Genomic DNA, 21,167 nt, shown 5'->3' with positions numbered 1-21,167 from the left:
TCGCCCGGGGTGGACGGGGCCGGGGAGGCACCCCTAGGGGCGCGGGTGTGCCTCGCTCCGCCCCCGCAGTACGCCGGCGATCCGCTCGCACCACGCACGGGTCTCCCGTTCGAAGCCGAGGCCGCGCAGACAGGTCAGATACGGGCCGATCCGGTCACCGCTGACCAGGAATTCCGCCTCGTCCCTGCCGCCGCGCAGCCGGGTCAGCAGCTGGTCGAAGATCTCGGCCTTGGCGGCGGCGATCCGCGCCCGCTCCGTCAGCTGCTCGATCACCGGCGCGGCGTCGATCCGGTCCACGGCCTGCACCTTGACCAGCAGATCGTCACGGATGAACGACGGTTTGGACGCGGCCGCGGCGAACCGCTCCAGCTCGGCCAGGCCCTCGTCGGTGACGTGGAACAGCCGTTTGTCGGGCCGGGTCTCCTGGACCACCCGGCGGCCGGCGATCAGCCCCTGCGCCTCCAGCTTGGCCAGCTCCGTATAGAGCTGCTGCGGCAGCGCGTGCCAGAAGTTGGCGACACCCGCATCGAACGCCTTGGCCAGTTGGTAGCCGCTGTACTCGCCGTCCAGCAGTGCCGCCAGCACCGCGTGCTTGAGAGCCATGTCCGGCCGCCCCTTCCCATAGTCAAGAATATGACTAATCATAGTCGTGACTAAGAGACCTGAGAGGCACCGGGACCGGCGGGCGGACTTGCTCGGCCGGGGCGAGGAGGAAGAGCGATGGGGACGACGGCGGACCGCTTCAAGGCGGCGGTGGAGGCAGGGGATCTCGACGGGGTGGAGGAGCTGTTCACCGAGGACGTGTGCCTGTACAGCCCGGTGAAGTTCACGCCCTTCGAGGGGCGGCCGATGGTGCTCGGGCTGTTCGGGGTGCTGTTGCGGACGTTCCAGGACTTCCGTTACGTCGGCGAGCTGGCGGGCAGTGCCCAGACGGCGGCGGGGCCGGACGGCGGCTCCGCCGACTCGACGATCCTGATCTTCCGGGCCACCGTGAACGGCAAGCAGATCCACGGCATCGATCTGCTGCAGTTCGACGAGGCGGGCCGGATCAAGGAGTTCACGGTGATGGTGCGGCCGCAGTCCGCGGTGCAGGCGCTGGGGGAGGCGGTGCTGGCCGGGCTGGTCGAGGACGGGCTGGTCTAGGCCGGGCTTGGTCGACGACGGGCTGGTGCCCGCCCGTAGCGGCCGGCTGACCGCCGTGGATCAGCCTTCGACGAGCCGCTGGAGGGCGGGCGCGTAGAGGTCGGCGAGCCGTTCGGGCGGGGCCTGGGAGGCGGCGCCGGTGCGGTGGATGCTGAGGGTGGCGCCCAGGCCGATCAGCTGTGCGGCGATCAGCTCGGCCCGGAGGGCGGCGTCGGGGCCGGTGAGCAGGGTGGCGAGCCGGTCGGTGATCTGCTCCTGGAACCGGTCGCGCAGCAGCGAGCGTTCGTCGCTGATGCCCAGGGAGAAGACGACGCGCAGCAGCGGATCGCCCTGCTGGGCGCGGCGTTGGCCGACGAGGGTGTGCACCATGTGCCGGCCGAGATCAGGAAGCGGTGCGGTGAACAGCGCGTCGGCCGCCGGGCCGAAGTCGGCCACGGCGGCGAAGAGCTGTTCCTTGCTGCCGAACCGCTTGACGATCAGTGAGGCGCTCACCCCCGCGTCGGCCGCGATACCGCGCAGCGTGACCTCGGCGTACGGACGCAGGGCGAAGGACCGCCGGGCGGCGCGCAGGATGGCGGCGCGGCCGGTGCCGGGATCGGGGCCGGGTCCGGGTCCGGGGTCGGTGAGGGGGCTCGGTGCCGTGCCGGCTCCGGGGCCCGGGTCCGCGCCGGTGCCGGTGGCGGGGCCCGGTTCCGTACCGGTGCCGGTGGCGGGGCCCGGTTCCGTACCGGTGCCGGTGGCGGGGCTCGTCCCTGGGGCGTTCGCGGGCGTCGGGACGCCGGCCGGGCCCGGGTGTTCCATGCCCTCCGGGGCGGCTGCGGCGGCCTCGGCCTGAGCGGTCATGCGTCCTCCTGGGTGAGCGCCGTCCGCGTCGGCGGGGCCGGTCGCCGGACCTGTCCGACCGTACCGGCCGACGGCGGTGTGCGGCCCCCCGGCAGGCACAGCGTGACGGCGAGGGCGAGCAGCGCGGCGGCGCCGGCGATGAGGAAGACCAGCAGGTACGCATGGAGGGTCGGGGCGGTCAGGCCACCCGCCTGGAAGGTGACATTGGTCAGTACGGCGGCGACCGCCGCGCTGCAGAACGCCTGCCCCACCGAACGCATCAGGGTGTTGAGGCCGTTGGCCGCCCCGGTCTCACCGGCCGGCACCGCGCGCATCACGAGCGCGGGCAGCGCGGAGTAGCCGATCGCGGTGCCCGCGGACACCACCGTCGCCCCCGCGATGATCATCCATAGCTGATGACTGGTGAAGAACCGCACCACATATCCCACCGCCATCAGCGCGGCGGCCAGTGCCAGGGTGACCTTCGGCCCGTGCTTCGCCGAGATCCGCGCGGAGACCGGCGACAGCGCCACCATCGACAGCCCGCCCGGCAGCAGGCACAGTCCGCTGACCACGAGGGACGCGCCCAGCCCGTATCCGGTGCTCCGTGGCTCCTGCACCATCTGCGCGGTGGCCAGCGAGTTGGCGTAGAAGGCGAAGCCGATCAGCAGCGCGGCGAGGTTCGTCAGCAGCACCGCGGGCCGGGCCGAGACCCGCAGGTCGACCATCGGCGACGCGCAGCGCAGTTCGTAGGCGCCCCACACCAGGCCGGTCAGCACGGCCGCGACGAGCAGTCCGAGGGTGCGCGCGGAGGCCCAGCCCCAGCCGGCGCCCTGGGTCACGGCGAGCAGCAGGCAGCTCAGCGAAACGGCCAGGCCGAGCGTGCCCAGGACGTCGAAGCGGCCGCGCGAGCGCAACGGGGATTCGGGCACGCAGCTCAGCACCAGCACGACGTCCAGCAGCCCGAGGGCCGCCGAGACCCAGAACATGGTGTGCCAGTCGGAGTGCTCGATGACCAGCGCGGCGATCGGCAGCCCGACCGCGGCGCCGATGCCCAGTGTGGAACTCATCAGCGCGACCGAGGACAGCACCCGCGCCGGCGGCAGCTCGTCGCGCATGATGCTGATGCCCAGCGGTACCACCGCGAGCGCCGCGCCCTGCAGGGCCCGCCCCGCGATGAGCACCCCGATCTGTGAGCTGACGGCGCACAGCACGGAGCCGAGCACGAGAACGCCGAGGGAGGCCAGCAGCACCCGGCGCTTGCCGTACATGTCGCCGACCCTGCCGAGGACGGGGGTGCAGATCGCGCCGGTCAGCAGGGTGACGGTGACCAGCCAGCTCGCGGTGGCCGGGGTGGCGCCGGTGAGCTGGGGGATGTGCGGCAGCAGCGGTACGACGAGCGTCTGCATGACGGCCACGACGACGCCGCAGAAGGCGAGGACGCCGACGAGTGCGCGCGGGTGGCCGGCTCCGCCGGGTGCGGCGGTCTCGACGGGCTCGGGTATCGCTGCGGGCATGGCTCTCCGTAGGCGCGGCGGAACGGCGGACAGGGGTGCACGGGCGTTCACCCCCAAGGGTAAACGCCCGTGCACCCCTGCCGCATACCGAACCGGATCCGCCAGGTTCGGGGCCGGCGGGTCCCGGCCGGCCTGGCCGGTCCCGGGGCCTGTCGCCTAGACCAGCCCCGCCCGGTCCGCCTGTTCGACCGAGATCGCCGCGGCCGGGCAGATGGCCACGGCCTCATGGACCGCGTCATGGAGCCCGGCCGGCGGTTCGGCATCGAGGAGGACGACGATGCCGTCCTCCTCACGCTGGTCGAACACCTCCGGTGCGGACAGCACACAGCTTCCGGCGCCGCAGCACTTCTCCTGGTCGATGTGTACGCGCATGGTTCTCCCCACGATGGGCCGCCGGGCTGCTGAGGGCCGTGGGCGGACGGGCTGGACGGGTTGGACGGGCTGGACGGGTTGGACGGGAAGACAGGTAGGGCGAGGTGCCGGAGGGGGGCCGCTGACGGAACGGGGGCGGAGCCGGTGACGGAACCGGGCACGGGACGGGTGACGAAGCGGGCTGCTCACCACGCGACCGGCAGAGCGTGCACCCCGTAGATCCCCATGTCGTGACGGAACCGGACGTCCTCGAAGGGGATGGCGAGCCGCAGGTCCGGCAGGCGGCGCAGCAGCGTCTCGACGGCGATCTGCAGTTCCACCCGGGCGAGCGGCTGGCCCAGGCACTGGTGGACGCCGAAGCCGAAGGCGACATGACGCCGGACATCGCGGCCGACATCGAGTGCGTCGCCCCCGGGGAACACGTCGTCGTCACGGTTGGCGGAGTTGAGGGTGCACAGCACGCCCTCGCCGGCCCGGATGGTGCGGCCGCCGATCGTGACATCCTCGGTGGCGACCCGCGGAAGACCGTTGTGCACGATCGTCAGATAGCGCAGCAGCTCCTCGACGGCCCCCTTGATCAGCGAGGGGTCCGCACGCAGCCGCTTCAGCTGGTCGGGGTTGCGCAGCAGGGCGAGGGTGGACAGCGCGGTCATGTTGGCGGTGGTCTCATGGCCCGCGATCAGCAACAGGCGCCCCATGGAAGCGACTTCCTCGTCGTCGAGATCGCCGCGGGCGACCAGCCGGCTGACGATGCCGTCGTCCGGCTCGCGCCGTTTGGACTCGGCGAGCCGGGTCAGGTAGCGCCGCAGATCCTCCTGCGCGCCACGCACCTCCTCGGCCGTCGACCGGAGGCTGAGCAACCGGCTGCTGCAGCCCTGGAAGAACTCGTGGTCGTCATACGGGACGCCGAGCAGCAGGCAGATCACCAGGGACGGCAGCGGCAGCGCGAATTCGGCCACCAGATCCGCCGAGTCGCGCCCCGCGGTCATCCGGTCGAGCAGGTCATCGGTGAGGCGCTGCACCTCGGGGCGCATCGCCTCCACCTTCTTCACCATGAAGTCGGCGGTGAGCATCCGGCGCAGCCGCGCATGCTCGGGGTCGTCCTGGCGGATGAACGTCGGTTTGGTGGTGGCGAGTTCCCGCCCGCCCGCGGTGAGGAAGGGGAAGCCGGGCCGGGTCGCGTCGGCGCTGAACCGCGGGTCACCCAGCACCTCCCGTACGTCCTGATGCCGGGTCACCAGCCAACAGGCGGAGCCGTCCCAGAGCGTGGCCCGGGTGATCGGTTCCTCCCGGCGGGCCCGTTCGACGCCGGGCGCGGGATCGAAGGGACAGCCTTCGGCCCGTGTGGCCGGGACGGCAAGGGGGGCGAGGCCTGCGGCCGGGCCGGTGTCGTGCTCCGCCTCGGTACGTTCTGCAGTCGTCATGCGGCTGGTCCTTCCACGATCGGGGCACGGCACTGCCGTGGCGAACGGTGCGGGTAGCGCTTTTCCTCGACGGGCTCTGCGAACTCGGTAACCACCTCGGCACCGCCGTGACCAGCCGTGACCAGTGAGATCACGGTCGCTGAGGGCTGCGTCATCTCTAGTTACCTAACTTAAGCAAGTAAGTTGTTCACACGTTAACTCACCGCGAACGGGGGAGGGAAGAGGTGATCAAGGCGCCCCCGAGGTTGGCTCAAACCGAGCGGACGCGCGCCACCGGGACGACGTGCCACAGGGCGGATCCGGGCGCCCCAAGGGCAGCTAAAGTGCCTGCATGCCGGACGCCGGAAGAGACCAGGACCCCATAGCCGCACTGCAAAGAGTGCTGGCCACGCTGTCCTACCTGCTCACCCGCTCCCGGGCACACGAGCGCCAGGCGGCCGAGGCGGGAGTCACGGCGGCGCGCTCCGACCTCTGGCTGCTGATGGCCCTGGAGGACAGCGGCGGGGTCAGCCGGGTCGGCGACCTGGCCGCACTGCTGATGGTCGAGCCGCCGCATGTCACTCGCCAGATCAGCCAGTTGGAGTCCCAGGACCTGGTCGAACGGACCCCGGATTCCGTCGACCGCCGCGCCCGGCAGGTGGCGATCACGCCCCACGGCAAGGCCGTCCTGGGCCGCCTCCAGCACACCAGCCAGACCGGCCTCCAAGAGGCGCTTGCCGGCTTCGACGACGCCGAGATCGCCACCACCGTCGCCGTGCTCAACCATCTGGTCTCCCACGCCCGCCACAAGCACGCGGCGGAAGACCGGCCGCGGGGGCGGGGGTGCGATCGGGGCGGGGGTGCGATCGGGGCGGGGATGTGAGCGGCGCGGGGGCCCAGGGGTGTCCCCCTGGGCCCCCGGGGCCCACCCTGCCCGGAGCCACTGCTCGCTCCCTCGGGTACTACTCGCTCCCTGCTTGCTCCCCGTTTCGGGCTCTACTCGATTTCGACCCGGCCGCTGTGGCCCTGCTGCGCGGCGGTGCCACCGTTCTTGTCGGTCTTGCCGTCCTGCCCCTCGGGGGCGCCGAGGTTGCGGCGGACCGAGTCGAGGATGGTCAGCCCCTGGCCGACCAGGCCCGCGGCGATCTCGCCCAGACCGTCGGTGCCGTTGAGGACATTGACATTGGCGTTGGCCAGGCCCGCGGAGGCTTCCTTGACGATCTGCGGGAGCTGGTCGATCAGCATCCGGTCCAGGGCCACGCGGTCGTGCGACGCGGCGGCCTCGGCCTGGATCTTCATCCGCTCCGCCTCGGCCATGGCCAGCAGCCGGATGCGCTCGGCCTCCGCCTCGGCGGGCTTGACGACCTCGGCCACCAGCTCCTGCTGACGCAGCTGCGCCGCGCGCTCGGCGAGTTCGGTCTGTGCGGCGAGGACTTCCTGCTGTGCATGGGCCTGCGCGAGCGGACCGGCCTGTGCGGCGTGGGCCTGGGCGCGGTCCACCTCGGCGGAGTACTCGGCCTGGACCACCGCGGTCTGCCGGGAGTATTCGGCCTGATTACGCGCGGCCTCCTGCTGTGCCTCGACCGAAGCCTGGGTGGCCTGGGCCTGGGCGATCTGCGCCTGCTGCTGGATGGCCGCCTTGTGCGGGGCGGACATCGCCTCGATATAGCCGGTGTCGCCGTCGTCGATCGACTGGATCTGCAACGAGTCGACGATCAGGCCGATCTTCGCCATCTCGGTCTTGGACGTCTCCAGGACCTCGGTGGCCAGCTTCTGCCGCTCGGTGACGATCTCCTCGACCGTCATCGAACCGATGATGGAGCGCAGATGACCGGCGAAGATCCGGCCGGTCAGTACCGACATCTGGTCCTGGTCGGACAGGAACCGCTGACCGGCGTTGACCACGCTCTCGGTGTCGTTGCCGACCTTGAACGCGATGACGGCGCGCACCGTCAGCGCGATGCCCTGCCGGGTCACGCAGGTCTCGGCGACCTCCGACTCACACATCGCCAGGGTCAGAAAGCGGACCTTGCGGAAGACCGGAAGCACGAACTTTCCGTGCCCGGTCACCACTCGGAATGGCGCGCCCCCCTGTCCACGCCTGCCTCCCGAGATCAGCATGGCTTGATCGGGGGCGGGAACGCGGTAACCGAACATCCTCATATCTCCTCAACCGGCGTCGCCGGCATTGCCGGACAACGCGTCCAACGGATCGGCCCACTCCATGACGTCGACCTGACGACTGCCACGCGACTCGATCACGAGCACGGTCGCCCCTACCGGAAGGGGCTCGGCGGACCAGGCGAGAAAGGCCTCGCTACCGCCTCTGATCCGTACCAGGACCTCACCGGGGCCGGCCGCCCCGCGCGTGCCGATCAGCAGCACTCCCGTACAGCCGATTACGGCATCGTCCTGTGCCATCCGCGGCTGACCTCCCCCGTTACGTTCCTGGAAATCCGACCATAGCGCTCCGGCACGCGGCGGCCTATGGGGGGTTGGTGGCGAGTTGGTGCAACACGCCACGGCAGTCAATTTCCCGTTAAGACATCTGCAAATGAAGTGCGGAATTTCCGCGAGCGAGTGAGTCAGCGATTGAGGGGGTGGGGGAGCGGTTGAGGGGGTGGGCGAGCGTGAGTGAGCGGGGGGAGCGTAGGTGAGGGGGTGGGTGGTGGATGAAATGGCGGGCGGGTCGGTTGCAGAGGTGCCGTGCGGAATTCAGCGTGTCGGGGGCAATGCGTCGAGGGCGGCGAGGATGTCGGACGGTTCGGCGCGTGAGGTGTAGTCGGTGAGCGCGTGCCTTTCGGTGAGGGTGAGTGATCCATCGGGGACTTGCGGCGATATGGCCACCAGCCGGGCGCCGCGGGCGGTGATGGCGGCGTGGTGCTGCTGCAGGGCGCGCCGCGGCGGACGGGTCGAGATCGCTGTCAGGCAGGAGTCGGGCATGGCCGGCCTGCTCGCTTCGCTGTCGCGTGCGGTACGGGCCGGGTGGGAGCCTTCCGTCCGGGGCCCGCGCCACGCCACGCAGGGCTCGGCCCTGCGCCCCCATGGCCCCCTACGGCCCCCCGCGCCCCTACGTCATCGGGTTGACGGCCACGGCCTTGAAGAAGGTGTAGTGGAAGGTTCCGTCACCTTCCGCGGACCGCCGCAGATCGGTGATTCCCCGGTCCCAGTCGGCGGCGGTGGTCAGACCGAGGCCCAGGGCATCGTCCCGGACCGATTCGACCATGGCGATGAAGGTGTTCCGGGTGAAGCCGTCCACCAGGGCGGGCCGGGTCCGGTCGGCGTAGACGGTACGCGGGCGGATGACCACCTCGCCGAATCCGGCGCTGGTGAGCAGCGGCTGCAACTCCCGTCCCAGCAGCGCATTGCCGCCGGCCGCGGCCTGCAGGCGTACCTGATGGCCGATCACCTCATGGGCGTGCAGGCTGTCCGGATGGAAGACCACCGAGCCGTGGTCGCCCTCGATCACGGTGAGCGTCCCGCCGGGGCGCAGGAGACGGCGCAGCGTGGCCAGTGCCCGGTCGGGTTCCCAAAGGTGTTCCAGCACGAAGCAGGCGAAGATGTGGTCGAACTCGGCCTCCTTGAAGGGGAGATGGTGCAGGTCGGCGGCCCGCCATGTCACGTCGGCATCGGGCTCCTGCTCCGTCACGTAGGCGCGGGCCTGGGCCAGCGACTTCTCGGAACGGTCGACCGCGACGATTCGCGCCCCCGGGCTGTTCCTGGCCAGATGTACGGTCTGCGCGCCCACCCCGCAGCCGACCTCCAGGACCCAGCTGCCGGCGGGGTACGCCGTTCCGGTGTGCAGCAAGGGAGCCAGAGTGTCCGCCTGGTCGCAGAGGCGCCGGGCCTCGCGGGGCAAGTAGCCGTGGACGTAGGCCGTGTTCATATCCATGGCTTCACCGTGCCGGGACAATGGCCCGGTGCACAGGTCCAAAGAACGGCTCACCGACCGGTCCATAACTCCGCCAATGTGCTCGGCTCCTTCGGCTCCTTCGGCTCCCTCGGCTTCTTCGGCTCCCTCGGCTTCTTCGGCTTCTTCGGCTTCTTCGTCTTCCTCGTCCGCGGCGTCCTCGTCCGCCGCCTCATCGCCCCCTGCCCGGGCCTCCGGGCCGTCCGGCTCCTCCGACTTCCTGCAGCTGAACATCGCGGAAGCGCCCGCGGGCGGCCGGTCGGACTGGCTCGCCCGGGAGTTGCGACGCGCGATCGCGGACGGCCGGCTGCCGGTCGGGAGCAGACTGCCCGCCACCCGGGTACTCGCCGCTGAGCTGCGGGTATCGCGGGGTGTGATCACCGAGGCGTATCAGCGGCTGACCGAGGACGGGCAGCTCGCCGGGCGGCGGAGAGGCGGGACCGTGGTCGTCGCGGCGCCCGTGACGGCCATGGCGGCGGCCACGGCGGGGGCCACAGGGGCGGTGCCGTCCGTGCACCGAGCCGTCACTCCGTTCGCCGCGCCGCCCGGCCCGGAGATCTTCGACGAGCTCCGCACCGCGCCCGCGCGGATCGATCTCTCGCCCGGCGTACCCGACCTGTCCGCCTTCCCCCGCGCGTCCTGGCTTCGCGCCGAACGCGCGGTGCTCGCCGGTCTTGCGTCCCCCGAGCTCGGTTACGGGGACCCCCGCGGCACTCCCGCACTGCGGCTGGCCGTCGCCAACTGGCTGGCCCGTAACCGCGGGATCCGGGCGGACCCGGACGATGTGCTGATCGTTTCCGGTACCGCGCAGGCCCTCGGCCTGATCGCCCAGGTGCTGCACCGGGACGGGATCCGGGAGATCGCGGTGGAGGATCCCGGATCCCTGGGAGCGCAACAGCATCTGCGCCACTGGCAGCAGGCGACGCCGCCGGTGCCGGTCGACGAGTACGGGATCCGGGTCGACGCGCTGCGGGCGAGCGGTGCGCGGGCCGTACTGCTCACCCCGGCGCACCAGTTCCCGACGGGGGTGGTGCTCGACGGCGCCCGGCGCCGCGAGCTGATGCGCTGGGCGGCCGACGGCGGCCTGATCATCGAGGACGACTACGACGCCGAGCACCGCTACGACCGTGCGCCGGCCCCCGCGCTGCGCTCACTCCTCGCCGATCAGGTCTGCTACGCCGGCAGCGTCTCCAAGCTGCTCGCGCCCGCCCTGCGGGTGGGCTGGGTGCTGGCGCCGCCGCACTACCGCAAGGCGCTGGTCGACGCCAAACGGTTCGCGGACCTCGGCAACGCCGCACTGCCGCAGCTGGTGCTGGCCCGGCTGATGGAATCGGGCGAGCTGGAACGCCGGTTGCGACTGCTGCGCCGGCGCCACCGGCAGCGCCGGGACGCCATGATCGCGGCTATCCGGGACCATCTGCCGGGCGCGACCGTGCACGGCGCGGCGGCCGGCCTGCATCTGACGATCACCTTTGCGCCGGGCGCTTGCCGTGGTTCCGATACGGACCTGGCCGCGGCGGCCCTCGCCCGCGGCGTCAAGGTCCAGCCGCTGTCCTGGCACCGTCAACTCCCTGCCGCGCCGGGCCTGGTCCTCGGCTATGCCGCCCGCACACCGGGCGAGATCGCGGAGGGCGTGGCTGTCCTGGGGGAGGCGCTGACGGGCGGGTGAGCGGGGCGGAGGGAGCGGGGAGCGGGGCCGGAGCGAGCGGGGAGTGGGGCGGAGGAAGCGGGGAGCGGGGGCCTGCCGGTCGTGTCGGTCGCGCCGGGCCCCTCGGTTGCGCCGCTCAGGGGCGTCCGGACGGCAGGCTCCCCGCCGCCGCCTGATCAGCGGAAGGGAAGCGGCCGCCCCTTCTCCTCCTCCGGGCGGGGCCCGAAGATGCGGCGTTCGTCGCCGGTGATCGCGACATCGTGGATGCCGGCCTCCCGGCGGCGCATCAGGCCTTCCTCGTCGAATTCCCAGAGCTCGTTGCCGTAACTGCGCCACCACTGGCCGGCCGCGTCATGGGACTCGTACTGGAAGCGCACCGCGATGCGGTTGCCGCTGTAGGACCAGAGCTCCTTGCGCAGCGCGTAGTCCAGCTCGCGGGCCCACTTCTGGTGCAGGAACGCGATGATCTCGTCGCGGCCGGTGAGGAAGGTGTCCCGGTTCCGCCAGACCGAGTCCTCGGTGTAGGCGAGGGCGACCCGCTCCGGATCGCGGGTGTTCCAGGCGTCCTCGGCCGCCTGGACTTTCCGCAGCGCGCTCGGCTCGTCGAACGGCGGGAAGGGCGGGCGTGGTGGTGCCATGGGGGGCTCCTTCTCTTGGCTGTGAGGGGAGAACCCGGGCGGCTCGTGGCCGCGGCCGGCTTCGGGGCGCGGGAGGGACGCCACCACGAACCCGCGGGGCGTCGGTGCGATCGTGCCGTTGAGGCGCATCCGGCGCCGGGTGCGGGGATCGAGGGCGAGGGTGCCGAGGTCGGTTCCCTCGGTGGTGAGGGCCGTGGTGAGCGGGTCGCCGTCCGGCGGGCCGCCCGTGACCGCGATCCGGCGGGGGCCCGTGGCCCGCACGAATCCGGGGGCGCCGGTGAGCAGCGAGATCCACATCCGGCCCGCCTCGTCCCTCGCGCCGATCACCAGCATCGGCTGCAGTCCGAGGAAGGCCGCGGCCACCTCGCGGATGCCCGGCCCGATGGAGCGGCCGATGTGATCGGCCGCGGCGCGTCCGCCGAGCCGGTCCTGCACGGCGCGCGAACCCTCGTGGTACGGATCATCCACGGCCCTCAGCTCCTCGGATCAAGCGCTGATCTAACTGGCGAAATTAATGTTAGGGGTTAGTGATGTGGTCGGGCAACCACTTACGTATTCTTGAGTGGTTAGCCCAAGGGGACGCGGACGTCAGACGACGAACGCCAGAAGGCGCACGTCAGACGACGGACGCCAGAAGGAGGAGGCAGGGATCATGCCCGCACTCGACCCGCGTCCTCTGACCGGAGAGCCCGTCTCGCTGGATCTGCTGAACACCCGCTGGATGTCCGACGGCGTAAGCCAGGATCTGCTCACCGGCCCCGACGGGCTGCGCATCTGGCTCGTGAGCAACGGTCTCGACCGCCGCTTTCCCGCCGACGCCGCCGCACTGGAGCATGTTCTGCTCGCCCGCGAGGCCCTTGCCGTCGCCGTCGACGACCCCGGCGGCACGGCCGGCATCGAGGGCGTCAACGCCGTACTCGCTCATGGCCGGATCCGCGCCACCCTGACGCCCGAGGGCCCCGGCGAGGTGGCGGAGTTCGAGGATCCGTCCTGGGGTGCGGCCTGGACCGCGACCCGTGACTACCTGGATCTGCTGCGCGCCGCCGCCGACCGGATCCGCGGCTGCGCGCACGGGGCGTGCATCCTGCACTTCTTCGACACCTCGCGGAACGGCACCCGCCGCTGGTGCTCGATGGCCGCCTGCGGCAACCGCGCGAAGGCCTCCCGCCACTACGCGAAGACGCGCGGGGCCTGACCGGCGTCCGGCCCGGGCCGTTCACCGTCGCGGTGAGCGGCAGTTCTCCCCTCTGGCGGCACGTGAGTTCGAGGATCCTACTAAGATCAACTACGCGACCGCGGTCCCTGCCACGCCCCATTCGTGGCGGGGCCGTTGTGTCTTCCACCGGTACACCGAGGAGAGGATTCCCCCCACACATGACCCGTTCGAAGCTGCTCCGTGCGCTGACCGTCGCCGGAACGATCGCGCTGAGCGCGGTTGCCACCACCCCGGCCGCGCACGCCGCCGCATCCTCCTGCACCCATGACTGGTCGGGGCCGCAGATCTGCATCAAGACCGATGGCAGGGACGGGACGCCCAACCCCGGTACTGTCACCGCCTCCTGGACCAACCCGCCCAAGAGCCGGAAGTCTGCGACCGTCTACCTCACCACGACGGACGGCGGGAACAGCTACTCCTTCAAGGCGAAGCGGTCCGGTGGCCAGATCGTCGGCCACACCGTCCCGGGGCTGCAGCCGAGCGGCAGCACGCTCTGTGTCCGTTTCAAGGGCAGCTCGCACAAGGCCTGCCTGGAGATGATCAACCGCAACGGCTCCTTCTAGGGTCACCGCGCGGACACGACGCGGCCGCAGCTCACCCGAGCTGCGGCCGCGTCGGCCTTCCGGCGGGGGTCAGGCCAGCGCCCGCTCCAGGCTCCCCAGCGCCGCATCCAGTTCCTCACCGGTGATGGTCAGCGGCGGGGCCAGCCGGATCGTCGAGCCATGGGTGTCCTTGACCAGGATGCCTTCCTTGAGCAGGCGTTCGCTGATCTCCCGGCCGGTGCCGAGCGCGGGGTCGATGTCGACACCGGCCCACAGGCCGCGGGCACGGAAGCCGGTCACGCCCTTGCCGGTCAGCGCGGCCAGACCGCTGCGCAGTTGCTCGCCCAGTTCGGCGGCGCGGCGCTGGAACTCCCCGGTGGCGAGCAGTTCGACGACGGCCGAACCGACCGCGGCCGCCAGGGGATTGCCGCCGAAGGTCGAACCGTGCTGGCCGGGGCCCAGGACGCCGAGCACGTCGCGGCGGGCGACGACCGCGGAGACCGGGACGATGCCGCCGCCGAGCGCCTTGCCGAGCAGCAGCACATCCGGCACCACGGACTCGTGCTCGACCGCCAGGGTGGTGCCGGTGCGGCCCAGCCCGGACTGGATCTCGTCGGCGATGAACAGGCACCCGGCGCGCCGGGTCAGTTCGCGTACGCCGGTGAGGTAGCCGTCGTCGGGGATCAGGACGCCCGCCTCGCCCTGGATGGGCTCGATCAGTACGGCGGCCGTCGTCTCGTCCACGGCCGCCTCGAGCGCGGCGAGATCGTTGTAGGGGACGGTGCGGAAGCCGGGGGCGAAGGGCCCGAAGCCGACGCGGGCCGAGTCGTCGTCGGAGAAGCCGACGATGGTGGTCGTCCGGCCGTGGAAGTTGCCGCCGGCCACCACGATCGTCGCCCGGTCCGCCGGGACGCCCTTGACGTCGTACGCCCACTTGCGCGCGACCTTGATGCCGCTCTCCACCGCCTCGGCGCCGGTGTTCATGGGCAGGACCATGTCCTGACCGGTCAGTTCGGCCAGGCCTTCGGCGAAACCGGCGAGCCGGTCGTTGTGGAAGGCGCGGGAGGTGAGGGTGAGTTGGTCGAGCTGGCGGTGCGCGGCCTCGATCAGGGCCGGGTGCCGGTGGCCGAAGTTGAGCGCCGAGTAGCCGGCCAGCATGTCGAGGTAGCGGCGCCCCTCGACGTCCTCGACCCAGACCCCTTCGGCGCGCGCGACCACCACGGGCAGCGGGTGGTAATTGTGCGCGAGGACCGGGCCCTCGGCCTGGATCAGCTCCGCGGACGAACGGGGAGCGTGCACGCGGGCGGTACGGGTGGGAGCGGTCATGAGCGAATCTCCTGGGTGCAGCACTTGATGCCGCCGCCGGCCTTGTGGAACTCCGAGAGGTCGACGGGGACGGGGACATAACCGTGCGCGCTGAGCTGGTCGATCAGGCCGGTCGCCTGCGGGGCGATGAAGACATGGCGGCCGTCGGAGACGGAGTTGAGGCCGAAGGCCGCGGCGTCGTCCCGGGTGGCGAGCACCGCGTCGGGGAAGAGCCGTCGCAGCACTTCGCGGCTGCCGGTCGAGAACGCCCCGGGGTAGTAGGCGACATGGGCCTCGCCCGTCTCCGCCGTCTCCTCGAGGACGAACAGCGCGGTGTCCAGGTGGTAGAAGTACGGGTCCACCAGCTGCAGGCCGATGGTCGGTACGCCGAAGAACTCCTGGACCTCGCGGTGCGCGGCCGGCGTGGTGCGAAAGCCGGTACCCGCCAGGATGTAGCGGCCGGCCGGTACGAGATCGCCCTCGCCCTCGCACGGCGACTCGGGCCGGTAGACGTCGTACCCGGCCGCCTTGAACCAGGTCTCGTACTCCACGGACTCCGGCCGCCGCTGCGGCGCATGGAAGGACGAGCCGAAGACCCGGCCGCCCACGACGAGCGCGGAGTTCGCCGCGAACACCATGTCGGGCAGCGTGGCCACCGGCGGCACGCTCTCCACCGTGTGCCCGTGGTCGCGGTAGGCGCTCATCAGCGTCTCCCACTGGCGCCCCGCGAGCGCGGTGTCCACCGGGATGTCCGCACTCATCCACGGATTGATCGTGTAACGCACATCGAAGTGTCTGGGCTCGCAGACCAGATAGCGCCGGGGGCGCGACACACGACTCATCGACACGGGACGTTCCCTTCGCTTCTTACCGGGCTTGCGGGGTACTGCGGGGCACTGCGGGGTACTGCGGGGCGACCGGTTGTCACTGAGGGTCACCCGCGTGCTTCCACGGTAAGGAGCGACGGATTCGGGTCACAAGAAACAAATGCTGCTCGTCGGCGCAGGAATGCTGCGTAGTGGTACCGGTGAGCGCCGGATTTCTGCGTGCTTCGCGTCAGGGCGAGGAGCCGTCCGGGGGCTGGCTGGCGCCCGCCTCCGGGCTGTCCGGCAGGAGATGGGACAGCACCATGTAACTGATCGTCTTGCGGATGAAGGGCTCGGCCCTGATCCGTTCGAGCACTTCCTCGAAGTGCTCGACGTCCTTCGCCCGTACGTGCAGCAGCGCATCGGCGCCACCGGTCACGGTCATCGCCGCGGCGATCTCCGGATGGTTGCGCACCACCTCCGCGAGCCGCCGGGGCGGCGCCGCGCCGTCGCAGTACACCTCGACATACGCCTCGGTCAGCCAGCCCAGGGCGGCCGGCCGGACGGTAGCGGTGAACCCCGTGATCACGTTGTTCTCCCGCATCCGGTCCACCCGACGCTTCACCGCGGTGGACGACAGCCCGATCGCCGCACCGATCTCCGCAAAGCTCGCCCGGCCGTTGTCGATCAACGCCGTAACGATCTTGCGGTCGAGGTCGTCGAAGGGCGCGGCCTTGTTGGTCACTGGGCCTCCCGAAATCCTGCTGGTCCGTACGAGTCCGCACCGGTCCGTGATGGTCCGAACCAGTCCGAGCCCGGTCCGTACCGGTCTCTCTCCGTCGTGGTCGCCTCACGGTAGCGGGGCGCGGGGAAGCGGGTGGGCGGACGAGCGGGTGGCGGGCAAGCGGGAGGGCGGACGAGCGGGTGGGCGGGCAAGCGGGAGGCCGGAGGGCTGGAGGGCGGAGTCGAGCGGGCCAGGAGGAGGCCGCAAAGGCGGGAGGGCGGACGAGGTGGCCCGGCCTCGCCCGAAGCCGGGCCGGAGCCGGGTGCGTGGGCCCGCGACCCCCGCCGGAACCCGCATGGGATCCTGGTACGTCATGGTTCTGCCGGACGGACGGTGGACGGACGTGCGGCGATGATGAGGGTGCCCCGATGAGACTCTGCTTCCTGGTGGAGGAGCAGTACCGCCACGACGGCATGCCGTTGGACGTCGTCCGCCAACTCGGCGCCTGGGGGCACCGGGTGGATGTGCTGTGGCCAGGCCGCTCGCTCATCCCCATATCCGAGGCGATTCAGGCCGGCAGCCATGATGCCTGGGTCCTCAAGACCGTTTCCGGCGGGCCGGGGCTGACGCTTCTGGAAGCCGCCGCTTCCGTCGGGCTGACGACGGTGAACGATGTCCGGGCGATCCGCGGCGTGCGCGACAAGGCGCTGGCCGCGGTGATCGCCCGCCGCAGCGGGCTGCCCGTCCCGGTGACGTATGCGGCGGCCCGTCCCGAGGAGTTCGCCAAGGTCCCCGAGGCGGAGTTCCCCCTCGTGGTGAAGCCCGCTGACGGCAGTTCCGGACGTGCCGTGCGGCTGGTGGCGACGCCGGACCGGCTGCTGGATCCCGCGGCGGAGGCCGGCGCAGGTGCTCCGGGCGCGCCGGACGGGGGGCTGCTCATCGCCCAGCCCTATGTGCCCAACTCCGGTACGGATCTGAAGGTGTACAGCGTCGCCGGCGAGCTGTACGCGACCGAGCGGTGCTCTCCGCTGCATCCCGCGCACGCCGTCCGCGAACGTCAGGTGCCGCTCACCCCCGACATCGCCCGGATCACCGCCGAGATCGGCACGGTGTTCGGCCTCGATCTGTACGGGGTCGACATTCTGCTCGGACCGGACGGCCCGGTGGTCGTGGACATCAATGACTTCCCGAGCTTCCGTCAGGTGCCGGACGCGGTCGCGCGGGTGTCCGCCGCGATCCTGGACCTCGCCCGTCACGGCAGGGCGGTGCAGGCGGCCGGGCCGGCCCTCGGGCAGCCGGGCAGTGAGCCGCTGACGACCGGGCAGATGGCGGGCGAACAGCCCTCGGCGGCGCCGGCCACGGCGAAGCCGGGCGCCGCCGCGGCCCCCGCGACGCCCCCGATCACCGCTCCGCCCGTACCCCGCCCCAGCCGGCCCGCGGCCTCGATCGGTGGCGGCCGGTGAGGATCGGGCTGGTCACCGCGGATCCCGGGCATCCGCTGCTGGCCGCGGTCACCGAGCTGCTGACCCCGGAGCACCAGGTCGTATGGCTGGACCCGGGCGGCGAGGGGCAGGACCCGGATCCGGTCCTTTCCCCGCCCGGCTCTTCCTCGTTCGGCTCTTCCCCGCCCGGTTCCTTCTCGTCCGGCTCCCTCTCGCGCGATCTCTTCCCGCTCGCCGATGTCTACCTCCTCAAGGCGCGTACGCCCCGGGCGCTGGCGCTTGCCGCCCTCCTGGAGGAGCACGGCGCCCCGGTGCTCAACTCCGCGGCGGCGACCGCGCGATGCCAGGACCGGGTCGAGATGGCGGCGGTGGCCCGCGCGGCCGGGCTGCCGTTCGCCGGTACCGCCGCCGTGGCCACGGTCGGGGAGCTGGCCGCGGCCGGTGAACCGGACGGGCCCCTGGTCATCAAGAGCCGGTTCAGCCGGCGCCATGACCTCGTGGCCCGCGCCGACAGCGCCGTACGGCTGCGGGAGCTGGCCGCTGACTGGGCCGATGAGCCGGTGGTGGTCCAGGAGTTCACCGCGAACAGCGGCTGGGACCACAAGCTGTGGGTGGTCGACGGGCGGCTCTTCGCCGGATTGCGCCGGTCGGAGCTGTCTCCGGACGGCCGCGGACCGACACTGCCGCTGCCGGTGGGCGAGCTGCCCGACGGCTGGACCGGCGCCGCGCTCCGGGCCGGCGAGATCTTCGGTCTGGACGTCTACGGGGTGGACGTTCTCGACGCCGGTGGCGGTGCGCCCCTCATCGTGGACATCAATGCCTTCCCCGGCATCCGCGGCCAGGCAGGCGCCCCGGAGGCGCTGGCACAGCTCGCCCTGCGCACGGCCGCAAGAGGCCGGGACCTCGATGCCGGCGAAAGAAAAGCGGCAGAAGTCGGCGAGAAATAGCCCCGTTCGGTAGGCGCCGAACCGAAGTGGATCGGTGGCGGAAGCTCCTCCTCCGTAAGGCCTAACGCGTTGACCCCTGGGGTAGCGCTGCTCCGTCTGGAGGGCGTGGTTCCCCGCGCCTTCCTTCCTTACGTAAGGGGAGAGGCCGGCAACGGTGACACAGCCATTCGAACTGCCTGACTTCTATACGCCCTACCCGGCGCGGTTGAACCCGCATCTGGAGACGGCGCGTACGCACTCCAAGAAGTGGGCCCGCGACATGGGGATGCTGGAGGGCTCGAACATCTGGGAGGAGAAGGACCTCGACGCCCACGACTACGCCCTGCTGTGTTCCTACACCCACCCGGACTGCGACGCGGACGCGCTCTCACTGGTGACCGACTGGTACGTCTGGGTTTTCTTCTTCGACGACCACTTCCTGGAGAAGTTCAAGCGGACGCTCGACCGGGAGGGCGGCAAGAAATACCTCGACCGGCTGCCCGCCTTCATGCCGATGGAGCTGACCGCGGCCGTTCCCGAACCCGTCAACCCCGTCGAGGCGGGGCTCGCCGATCTCTGGGCGCGCACGGTGCCGCACATGTCCATGGCGTGGCGGAAGCGGTTCGCCGAGAGCACCGAGCATCTGCTCAACGAGTCGCTGTGGGAACTGTCCAACATCAACATCCACCGCGTGCCCAACCCCGTCGAATACATCGAGATGCGCCGCAAGGTCGGGGGCGCGCCCTGGTCGGCGGGCCTGGTGGAGTATGCGACCGGCGCCGAGGTGCCCGCGGCCGTGGCCGGCTCCCGTCCGCTGCGGGTGCTGCGCGACACCTTCTCCGACGGGGTGCATCTGCGCAACGACCTCTTCTCCTATCAGCGGGAGACGGAGGAGGAGGGTGAGCTGAGCAATGGCGTCCTGGTGCTGGAGACCTTCTTGAACTGCACCACCCAGGAGGCCGCGGACGCCGTCAACGATCTGATCACCTCGCGGCTGCAGCAGTTCGAGAACACCGTGGTCACCGAACTCCCCGCGCTCTTCCTGGAACGGGTCCTGGACCCCAAGTCCTGTGCGGAGGTGCTGGCGTACGCCAAGGGGCTCCAGGACTGGCAGTCGGGCGGCCACGAATGGCATATGCGCTCCAGCCGCTATATGAACGGCGGCGGCTCCGCGGCCCACACCTCGCGGCCCTGGTCGCCCTTCTCCTTGGGCGGACTCGGCACCTCGGCGGCGGATCCGAGGACCGCGCTGACCACGGCAGGAGCGCGGCTGACCACGGCAGGTACGCCGCTGACCACGGCCGATGGGCAACCGGCCGCGGCCGAGGGGCAGCCGACCGCGCCCGCTGCGCGCCGTCTCCGCAGCGCCACCCATGTCCCGCACCAGAAGGTCGGCCCCTCGCGCATCCCCGACTTCTTCATGCCGTTCACCACCACCCTCAGCCCGCACCTGGAGGGCGCCCGCCGCCGCGTCGTCGCATGGGCGCACCGGATGGGCATCTTCGGCCCGCAGCCCGGGGTGCCGCTGTCCGATATCTGGGACGAGCCCGCCATGGTCCGCTACGACCTGGCGCTGTGTGCGGCCGGCCTCCACCCGGACGCCACTCCGGAACAACTGGATCTGGACGCCGCCTGGCTGGCCTGGGGCACCTACGCCGACGACTACTACCCGCAGGTCTTCGGCCGGACCCGCGATATCGCCTCGGCCAAGGTGTGCACCGAGCGGCTGTCGGCGTTGATGCCGCTCGACCCCTCGGCCGCCGTGCCCGAGCCGGCCAACGCGATGGAACGCGGGCTGGCCGACCTGTGGACACGTACGGCGGGACCGATGACCCCCGAGGCGCGCCGGATGTTCCGTGAAGCCGTCGACACGATGACGGCCGGCTGGCTCTGGGAGCTCGACAACCAGCTTCACCACCGCATCCCCGACCCCGTCGACTACATCGAGATGCGCCGCGCGACCTTCGGTTCCGACCTCACCATGAGCCTGTGCCGCATCGGCCACGGCCGGCAGATCCCGCCGGAGATCTACCGCACCCGCACCCTGCGCTCCCTGGAGAACGCCGCGGCCGACTACGCCTGTCTGCTGAACGACGTCTTCTCCTACCAGAAGGAGATCGAATACGAGGGCGAGATCCACAACGGCATCCTGGTCGTCCAGAACTTCTTCGACTGCGACTACCCGACCGCGCTGAACATCATCAATGACCTCATGACCTCGCGTATGCACGAGTTCCAGCACGTCGCGGCCCATGAACTCCCGGTCGTCTGCGACGACTTCGACCTCTCGCCCGAGGCCCGCAAGGCACTCGACGGCTACGTCCACGAGCTGGAGAACTGGCTGGCCGGCATCCTCACCTGGCACCGGGGCTGCCTGCGCTACACCGAGGCCGAGCTGCGTCATCCCGTGGGTTCGCCGGGGCGGCTGACCGCGCCGACCGGGCTGGGGATGTCGGCGGCCCGCCTCTTCAGGGCGTCGGTCGCGGGGGTGGGGTAGGCGGACCGAGCGGGCCGGGCGGACCAGGTGGGCCGGGCGGGCCGGGCGGGCCAGGTGGGCCAGGTGGGCCGGGTGGACGAGCACGGGCGCTTGGCCCACGGGCGGCGTCCGGCCCGTCCCTCGAACAGCGGCCTCAGGTCCCCGCAATGCCTCCCGCGGGCTCCTGCTGGCTGGTGAACTTCCCATCCGGGGTGAATATCCTGATATGTCATCGGGAACCCCACATGGCGAAATCCCGCACGGGTGTGACCGAGGG

Annotated in this window: 21 protein-coding genes; 8 read left to right on the top strand and 13 right to left on the bottom strand. The window is 71.3% G+C overall.

What is annotated here, in order from left to right:
• Positions 1 to 33: 33 nt before the first annotated feature.
• On the bottom strand, positions 34 to 603 hold the full coding sequence (locus ACGFR7_RS15085; RefSeq protein ID WP_393318231.1) for a PadR family transcriptional regulator: 570 nt from the start codon (positions 601 to 603) through the stop codon (positions 34 to 36).
• A 117-nt stretch (positions 604 to 720) separates the two neighbouring features.
• Between ACGFR7_RS15085 and ACGFR7_RS15080 the strand changes: the two genes are divergently transcribed.
• A complete protein-coding gene (locus ACGFR7_RS15080; protein ID WP_393318228.1) occupies positions 721 to 1,143 on the top strand; it encodes a nuclear transport factor 2 family protein in 423 nt (140 codons plus the stop codon).
• 60 nt (positions 1,144 to 1,203) lie between these two features.
• Here ACGFR7_RS15080 and ACGFR7_RS15075 read toward each other — a convergent pair whose 3' ends face one another.
• The 4 genes from ACGFR7_RS15075 to ACGFR7_RS15060 all read right to left on the bottom strand — a co-directional run bounded on the left by ACGFR7_RS15075 (position 1,204) and on the right by ACGFR7_RS15060 (position 5,278).
• Positions 1,204 to 1,986 carry a TetR family transcriptional regulator gene (locus ACGFR7_RS15075; protein ID WP_393318225.1) on the bottom strand — a complete coding sequence of 261 codons (783 nt, stop codon included), beginning with the start codon at positions 1,984 to 1,986 and terminating at the stop codon, positions 1,204 to 1,206.
• Positions 1,983 to 3,482: an MFS transporter gene (locus ACGFR7_RS15070; RefSeq protein ID WP_393318222.1), complete on the bottom strand. Its 1,500-nt coding sequence runs from the start codon at positions 3,480 to 3,482 to the stop codon at positions 1,983 to 1,985. Before ACGFR7_RS15070 ends, ACGFR7_RS15075 begins: the two co-directional genes overlap by 4 nt.
• A 156-nt stretch (positions 3,483 to 3,638) precedes the next feature.
• The gene (locus tag ACGFR7_RS15065) at positions 3,639 to 3,854 is read right to left on the bottom strand and encodes a ferredoxin (RefSeq protein WP_393318220.1); all 216 of its coding nucleotides are present in this window, start codon (positions 3,852 to 3,854) and stop codon (positions 3,639 to 3,641) included.
• A 185-nt stretch (positions 3,855 to 4,039) separates the two neighbouring features.
• Positions 4,040 to 5,278, bottom strand: a complete 1,239-nt coding sequence (locus ACGFR7_RS15060; protein ID WP_393318217.1) for a cytochrome P450 — start codon at positions 5,276 to 5,278, stop codon at positions 4,040 to 4,042.
• 331 nt (positions 5,279 to 5,609) lie between these two features.
• Here ACGFR7_RS15060 and ACGFR7_RS15055 point away from each other — a divergent pair, with 331 nt between their 5' ends.
• Positions 5,610 to 6,140 (top strand): MarR family winged helix-turn-helix transcriptional regulator, encoded by a 531-nt coding sequence (locus ACGFR7_RS15055; protein ID WP_393318214.1) that lies wholly within the window; start codon positions 5,610 to 5,612, stop codon positions 6,138 to 6,140.
• 113 nt (positions 6,141 to 6,253) lie between these two features.
• Here the strand turns inward: ACGFR7_RS15055 and ACGFR7_RS15050 are convergent, their stop codons facing one another.
• The 4 genes from ACGFR7_RS15050 to ACGFR7_RS15035 all read right to left on the bottom strand — a co-directional run bounded on the left by ACGFR7_RS15050 (position 6,254) and on the right by ACGFR7_RS15035 (position 9,149).
• Entirely contained in the window at positions 6,254 to 7,414 is a 1,161-nt protein-coding gene (locus tag ACGFR7_RS15050; protein ID WP_393318585.1) for a flotillin family protein, read from the bottom strand.
• A gap of 12 nt (positions 7,415 to 7,426) precedes the next feature.
• A complete protein-coding gene (locus tag ACGFR7_RS15045; RefSeq protein ID WP_086716653.1) occupies positions 7,427 to 7,678 on the bottom strand; it encodes a hypothetical protein in 252 nt (83 codons plus the stop codon).
• Between the two features lie 294 nt (positions 7,679 to 7,972).
• Entirely contained in the window at positions 7,973 to 8,200 is a 228-nt protein-coding gene (locus ACGFR7_RS15040; RefSeq protein WP_393318211.1) for a hypothetical protein, read from the bottom strand.
• Positions 8,201 to 8,327: 127 nt separating this feature from the next.
• A complete protein-coding gene (locus tag ACGFR7_RS15035) occupies positions 8,328 to 9,149 on the bottom strand; it encodes a methyltransferase domain-containing protein (protein WP_393318208.1) in 822 nt (273 codons plus the stop codon).
• A gap of 298 nt (positions 9,150 to 9,447) precedes the next feature.
• On the opposite strand from ACGFR7_RS15035, the gene ACGFR7_RS15030 reads away from it, so the two are divergent.
• Positions 9,448 to 10,836 (top strand): PLP-dependent aminotransferase family protein, encoded by a 1,389-nt coding sequence (locus ACGFR7_RS15030; RefSeq protein WP_393318205.1) that lies wholly within the window; start codon positions 9,448 to 9,450, stop codon positions 10,834 to 10,836.
• 155 nt (positions 10,837 to 10,991) lie between these two features.
• Here the strand turns inward: ACGFR7_RS15030 and ACGFR7_RS15025 are convergent, their stop codons facing one another.
• The gene (locus tag ACGFR7_RS15025) at positions 10,992 to 11,453 is read right to left on the bottom strand and encodes a nuclear transport factor 2 family protein (protein WP_393318583.1); all 462 of its coding nucleotides are present in this window, start codon (positions 11,451 to 11,453) and stop codon (positions 10,992 to 10,994) included.
• A gap of 652 nt (positions 11,454 to 12,105) precedes the next feature.
• On the opposite strand from ACGFR7_RS15025, the gene ACGFR7_RS15020 reads away from it, so the two are divergent.
• Both ACGFR7_RS15020 and ACGFR7_RS15015 read left to right on the top strand, forming a co-directional pair.
• Entirely contained in the window at positions 12,106 to 12,648 is a 543-nt protein-coding gene (locus tag ACGFR7_RS15020) for a CGNR zinc finger domain-containing protein (RefSeq protein WP_393318202.1), read from the top strand.
• 179 nt (positions 12,649 to 12,827) lie between these two features.
• Complete coding sequence (locus ACGFR7_RS15015; RefSeq protein ID WP_393318199.1) at positions 12,828 to 13,232, top strand: hypothetical protein; 405 nt, start codon at positions 12,828 to 12,830, stop codon at positions 13,230 to 13,232.
• A gap of 69 nt (positions 13,233 to 13,301) precedes the next feature.
• Here ACGFR7_RS15015 and rocD read toward each other — a convergent pair whose 3' ends face one another.
• From rocD to ACGFR7_RS15000, 3 genes are all read right to left on the bottom strand, one after another.
• On the bottom strand, positions 13,302 to 14,537 hold the full coding sequence (rocD, locus tag ACGFR7_RS15010) for an ornithine--oxo-acid transaminase (RefSeq protein ID WP_393318196.1): 1,236 nt from the start codon (positions 14,535 to 14,537) through the stop codon (positions 13,302 to 13,304).
• On the bottom strand, positions 14,534 to 15,358 hold the full coding sequence (ddaH, locus tag ACGFR7_RS15005) for a dimethylargininase (protein ID WP_393318580.1): 825 nt from the start codon (positions 15,356 to 15,358) through the stop codon (positions 14,534 to 14,536). Before ddaH ends, rocD begins: the two co-directional genes overlap by 4 nt.
• 214 nt (positions 15,359 to 15,572) lie before the next feature.
• Complete coding sequence (locus ACGFR7_RS15000; RefSeq protein WP_393318193.1) at positions 15,573 to 16,067, bottom strand: Lrp/AsnC family transcriptional regulator; 495 nt, start codon at positions 16,065 to 16,067, stop codon at positions 15,573 to 15,575.
• A gap of 407 nt (positions 16,068 to 16,474) precedes the next feature.
• Here ACGFR7_RS15000 and ACGFR7_RS14995 point away from each other — a divergent pair, with 407 nt between their 5' ends.
• From ACGFR7_RS14995 to ACGFR7_RS14985, 3 genes are all read left to right on the top strand, one after another.
• Positions 16,475 to 17,509: a RimK family alpha-L-glutamate ligase gene (locus ACGFR7_RS14995; RefSeq protein ID WP_393318190.1), complete on the top strand. Its 1,035-nt coding sequence runs from the start codon at positions 16,475 to 16,477 to the stop codon at positions 17,507 to 17,509.
• A complete protein-coding gene (locus ACGFR7_RS14990; RefSeq protein ID WP_393318187.1) occupies positions 17,506 to 18,435 on the top strand; it encodes a RimK family alpha-L-glutamate ligase in 930 nt (309 codons plus the stop codon). The genes ACGFR7_RS14995 and ACGFR7_RS14990 overlap by 4 nt, the downstream gene beginning before the upstream one ends.
• Positions 18,436 to 18,589: 154 nt before the next feature.
• Complete coding sequence (locus ACGFR7_RS14985; RefSeq protein ID WP_393318184.1) at positions 18,590 to 20,911, top strand: germacradienol/geosmin synthase; 2,322 nt, start codon at positions 18,590 to 18,592, stop codon at positions 20,909 to 20,911.
• Positions 20,912 to 21,167: the final 256 nt, after the last annotated feature.

The organism is Streptomyces sp. NPDC048516, from assembly GCF_043199875.1.
Classification (GTDB): Bacteria; Actinomycetota; Actinomycetes; order Streptomycetales; family Streptomycetaceae; genus Streptomyces.
The sequence above is the reverse complement of the archived record's forward strand: the minus strand, read 5'-3'. Positions and strand labels throughout refer to the sequence as shown.

Coding starts and splice junctions, on each gene's coding strand:
- ACGFR7_RS15075 (WP_393318225.1), bottom strand. CDS start 1,986: ATGACCGCTCAGGCCGAGGCCGCCGCAGCCGCCCCGGAGGGCATGGAA.
- ACGFR7_RS15035 (WP_393318208.1), bottom strand. CDS start 9,149: ATGGATATGAACACGGCCTACGTCCACGGCTACTTGCCCCGCGAGGCC.
- ACGFR7_RS15070 (WP_393318222.1), bottom strand. CDS start 3,482: ATGCCCGCAGCGATACCCGAGCCCGTCGAGACCGCCGCACCCGGCGGA.
- rocD (WP_393318196.1), bottom strand. CDS start 14,537: ATGACCGCTCCCACCCGTACCGCCCGCGTGCACGCTCCCCGTTCGTCC.
- ACGFR7_RS15065 (WP_393318220.1), bottom strand. CDS start 3,854: ATGCGCGTACACATCGACCAGGAGAAGTGCTGCGGCGCCGGAAGCTGT.
- ACGFR7_RS15015 (WP_393318199.1), top strand. CDS start 12,828: ATGACCCGTTCGAAGCTGCTCCGTGCGCTGACCGTCGCCGGAACGATC.
- ACGFR7_RS15020 (WP_393318202.1), top strand. CDS start 12,106: ATGCCCGCACTCGACCCGCGTCCTCTGACCGGAGAGCCCGTCTCGCTG.
- ACGFR7_RS15085 (WP_393318231.1), bottom strand. CDS start 603: ATGGCTCTCAAGCACGCGGTGCTGGCGGCACTGCTGGACGGCGAGTAC.
- ACGFR7_RS15040 (WP_393318211.1), bottom strand. CDS start 8,200: ATGCCCGACTCCTGCCTGACAGCGATCTCGACCCGTCCGCCGCGGCGC.
- ACGFR7_RS14995 (WP_393318190.1), top strand. CDS start 16,475: ATGAGACTCTGCTTCCTGGTGGAGGAGCAGTACCGCCACGACGGCATG.
- ACGFR7_RS15050 (WP_393318585.1), bottom strand. CDS start 7,414: ATGTTCGGTTACCGCGTTCCCGCCCCCGATCAAGCCATGCTGATCTCG.
- ACGFR7_RS15045 (WP_086716653.1), bottom strand. CDS start 7,678: ATGGCACAGGACGATGCCGTAATCGGCTGTACGGGAGTGCTGCTGATC.
- ACGFR7_RS15080 (WP_393318228.1), top strand. CDS start 721: ATGGGGACGACGGCGGACCGCTTCAAGGCGGCGGTGGAGGCAGGGGAT.
- ddaH (WP_393318580.1), bottom strand. CDS start 15,358: ATGAGTCGTGTGTCGCGCCCCCGGCGCTATCTGGTCTGCGAGCCCAGA.
- ACGFR7_RS15025 (WP_393318583.1), bottom strand. CDS start 11,453: ATGGCACCACCACGCCCGCCCTTCCCGCCGTTCGACGAGCCGAGCGCG.
- ACGFR7_RS15060 (WP_393318217.1), bottom strand. CDS start 5,278: ATGACGACTGCAGAACGTACCGAGGCGGAGCACGACACCGGCCCGGCC.
- ACGFR7_RS15055 (WP_393318214.1), top strand. CDS start 5,610: ATGCCGGACGCCGGAAGAGACCAGGACCCCATAGCCGCACTGCAAAGA.